Source organism: Okeania sp. SIO3B5 (genome assembly GCF_010692555.1).
Classification (GTDB): Bacteria; Cyanobacteriota; Cyanobacteriia; order Cyanobacteriales; family Microcoleaceae; genus Okeania.
Window position 1 is genome coordinate 1 of sequence record NZ_JAAHHG010000713.1, and the last position, 4,203, is coordinate 4,203.

At 37.8% G+C, this 4,203-nt stretch carries 2 protein-coding genes; both read left to right on the top strand.

The window, feature by feature from the left end:
- Positions 1–767: 767 nt before the first annotated feature.
- Positions 768–1,928, top strand: a complete 1,161-nt coding sequence (locus F6K54_RS41355) for a transposase (protein WP_366558393.1) — start codon at positions 768–770, stop codon at positions 1,926–1,928.
- A gap of 403 nt (positions 1,929–2,331) precedes the next feature.
- Positions 2,332–3,951, top strand: a complete 1,620-nt coding sequence (locus tag F6K54_RS41360; protein WP_293090305.1) for a serine/threonine-protein kinase — start codon at positions 2,332–2,334, stop codon at positions 3,949–3,951.
- Positions 3,952–4,203: the final 252 nt, after the last annotated feature.

Below are 4,203 nucleotides of genomic sequence, written 5' to 3' on the forward strand. Positions count from 1 at the left end.
TGGAGCGCGCTTTTAGACCATCTGAGAGTAAATCTCGTTTATGCGGGTGCTAAGAAACAGAAAGCCCCTAACAGTGATGTTAAGGAATCCCGCGCTGTCTCGTAGAGCAGCGTCGGGAGGATGTCAAGATCGATACAGGATTACCTTACTATTCCCTCTTCCCTATCTCAATTAAATGTTAAATTAATTTTCATAGGTACTTAAATTTTGGGCGTGGGAGCGGAATAAGTGAATTTAAGACTCCCAAAAAATCATTAATTTGGTAGTATTTAGTTAGTAGTTGGCCTTAACCTTCCACTAATTCATTTTGTATGCTAATACTTCCTTTAAGAGTTATATCCTTAGTTAATTACTAATTTACTCAAATGATTATCAGTTAAAGTTTTTAACCTATATGTATCTACTTTTGACTTTTGTGGAGGTTGCAGATACAGAACTCAAAAGTCATAATTAATGCTTTCGAGTAACTCATTAGTACTACGGATAACTACTTCTGATTTTGAATACTTGGTGCTTCTACTTTTCTGTCCTGGCTAAAATACCTTTTCTAATTCTGGAAATATTTGATTTAGAGATAAACTTAATCTTAATCAAGAATTTTTTAATTTGAGATGATTTTGGAAATAACTATAAACTTTAATCATATTATCATCCCACTATTACCAGAAAATTGGGTTTAAAGCCTCGCCCATAAGCGGGCGACTTTATTAGTAGTTGATTTTCTTTCAATAAATATATTATCATATTGTTAGTTTAATAGTCAAATTATGAAAGCTAGATTTAAGTATCGTATCTATCCAACACCGGGACAAAAATACCGATTAGCAAAGCTATTTGGTTCGGTCCGTGTGGTTTGGAATGATAGTCTAGCTTGTTGTCAAGAAAAGTATAAATCAGGAGAAAAGAAACCCACTAATTATGAACTACAAAAACAGTTTATAACTCAAGCTAAGAAGGCTGAATATAGAGAATGGTTATCAGAAGTTTCTACTATACCATTGCAGCAATCTTTAAATGATTTAAACCAGGCTTATCAAAACTTTTTTAAATCGACTAAAGGCAAGAGAAAAGGTAGACCTGTTAAACCTCCTAAATTCAAAAGCAGAAAATCAAAACAGACTGCTAGGTTTACAAAGGGAGGATTTAAAGTTGGTCAACATAAAGTTTATTTAGCCAAAATTGGAAAGCTGAAAATTGTATGGTCAAGAGAATTACCTACTGCTCCATCATCAGTAACAGTAATCAAAGATTGTAGGGGCGATTCGCGAATCGCCCCTACTAGATACTTCTTAAGTTTTGTAGTAGAAATACAACCAGAAATCTTACCTAAAACTGATAATTCAGTAGGTATAGATTTAGGTATTAAAACTTTTGCTACATTTAGCAATGGTACAAAGGTTGATGCTCCTAAGCCTCTGAAGAAAAGAATTAAGAAATTAAGAAAGTTAAGTAAGTCATTATCTCATAAAACTAAAGGGTCAAAAAGGTATGAAAAAGCAAGGGTTAGAGTTGCTAAGTTCCATGGCAAATTGAAAGATACAAGAACTGATTTTCTACATAAATTATCTACTGAAATAATTCGTGAAAACCAAACAGTTGTTTTAGAAGATTTGAATGTATCTGGTATGGTTAAGAACCGTAAATTATCCAGAGCTATATCCGATTTAGGATGGAGACAATTCAGAACATTCTTAGATGGAATTGCTGAAAAATATGGTCGTGATTTTAGAGTAATTAGTCGTTGGGAGCCAACATCCCAAATTTGCTCAAATTGTGGCTTTAAAGGTGGGAAGCTAGACCTGAAGGTGCGAGAATGGGAGTGTCTCAACTGTGGTGCAAAACATGTTCTTAGACGAGAATGCAGCGATAAATATATTAGTCGCCGGAGGGCATTCGGAGACAAAAAACGGACGTGGAGGCAAGTGTAACCCACCCCCATCCCCTCCCGGGAGGGGAGCAAGAGGGGTGGGTGCAGCAGCCTGTGAGACGTCAACCCGCCGAGGAGTTACGGCTCGGTAGGAATCCCCGTGCCTAACAGCCGGGGAGGATGTCAATATAATGTAATATATCTAGGTTATTAAGTTAATTATTTAAAATCAACCTATTTAACAAATGTGTAGCATATCTATCTGTTGTTTAGGAAATATATGTAACTATACTATGAACTATATATCTGGACTCATCAGGCCGGGACTAGGATAGATGTATGAAATTTTAGATAATAAGCTTTGTGTAAATCCAAATAAATTGGCCTTTGGTTAGTGAAATTAGCGTTGAAGAGATTAGTCATTATAAAGAAAAATTAAAATTAATATTTTTGCATAATAAAGTATGAGCTACTGTATAAACCCTGCCTGTCCTCAACCTCAGAACCCAAATAGTGTAAAAAGATGTCAAGCTTGTGGTTCAGAGTTAATTTTACGCGATCGCTATCAAATTATTCAACCTCTTGGTAAAGGAGGTTTTGGAGCAACTTTTTTATCTAAGGATACCTCATTACCAGGATCTCCAATTTGTGTAATCAAGGAATTGCGTCCATCGACAACAACACCAAGTGTATTAGAGATGTCGCGAAAACTATTTGAGCGAGAAGCTGAGACTCTGGGAAAAATTGGCCATCATCCCCAAGTACCTAGATTATTAGGTTATTTTGAGTGGAAGAAACATTTTTATTTAGTTCAAGAATATGTGAGTGGCTCAACATTAAAACAGGAAGTCAAAAAACAGGGTATACTTAATCAAGAACAAGCTCAACAATTTTTGATTGAGATATTACCAGTAATAAGTTATATCCACAGTCAGGAAGTAATTCACCGAGACATTAAACCTGCTAATATCATTCGTCGGAGTCAGGATGGTCATTTAGTTCTGATCGACTTCGGTGCAGTAAAAGATCATGTTAATCAAACTCATATTGCCAGTGGTGGTACAGGAGAAACTGCTTTTACAAATATTTCTATTGGTACTTCTGGTTTTGCTCCACCAGAACAAATGGCTTTGCGACCTGTATACGCAAGTGATATTTATGCCCTGGGAGTAACTTGCATTTTTCTGCTGACAGGAAAAACTCCAAATAGCCTTGGTTACGATCAGATCAATGGTGAAATTCTCTGGCGTCCTCTTGTTACTGTTAGCGACTGGTTTGGGGGAATTTTGGAGAAAATGCTAGAAGTTTCCGTGCGACATCGCTTCCAGTCAGCAGAAGAACTTTTAGCAGCATTGAAGAAAAAAGAACCTAAGAAAAAGCAGGTTGAACCGACTGCAGATAATAATTTAAATACATTACGTAGAGAAGATCCCACAGTTTTCCATGAAAATGAAGATGATTTTTCCTGGATGTCTCCTAATACTCAAGTTGCTCAAAAAATTCGAGAGCGTAAAACTCGTTTAGAAAGAAAATCTGCAACTCGAGCTCGACCTGAAATGAAGATGAGGAAAGAAGCTTCTAAAGGATATTTGACAACGGTTTCTCCGATTTCTCCGAAAAAGACAACAGCATTAAACTCTAAAGCTCCGGAAAAATGGACTGCTGCAACGTTGCGTAGTGCTTATGCTAAAGGTAGAAGAGATTTTGCTGATTGTAATTTAAGTCGCCTGAATTTACGTAATGCCAAGTTGTCTGGGGTGAATTTTTATGGAGCTAATTTGTATCAAAGTGATTTGCAAGGTGCAGATTTGTCTGATGGTAATCTTGGTCATGTTAATTTAACTAATACTATTCTCAAAAATGCAAATCTGACTAAGGCTTATTTAAGTACAGCTAGTTTGGCAGGATGCGATCTGCGGGATGCAGACCTGACAGATGCTTATTTGAATGGTGCGAACTTACGGGGAGCAAATCTGTGTGGTGCTAATCTCACTAATGCAATGATCAATGACAGGCAAATAGACATGGCAAAAACTAATTGGTGGACAATTATGCCCAATGGAAAAAGAGGTTCGGGATTTTAAAATAGGGTTTGCTTATGGAAAGTCTTTTTGCTGGGGTAGGAGACAGGAGACAACCCACCCCTAACCCCTCCCACTCCCAACCCACCCCTAGCCCCTCCCAACCCACCCCTAGCCCCTCCCAACCCCCCCCTAGCCCCTCCCAGGAGGGGAGGGGGAGACAGGAGGAACGGGGAATGAGCGAAGAGGTAGGAGCGGGCGTTTTGTCTCTCAATTTTTCTGCCATAATCATCCTAAGATACTAGCATGCATGAG

Excerpts from the sequence above, each read along its gene's own strand:
- F6K54_RS41360 (WP_293090305.1), top strand. The coding sequence starts at position 2,332 with ATGAGCTACTGTATAAACCCTGCCTGTCCTCAACCTCAGAACCCAAAT.
- F6K54_RS41355 (WP_366558393.1), top strand. The coding sequence starts at position 768 with ATGAAAGCTAGATTTAAGTATCGTATCTATCCAACACCGGGACAAAAA.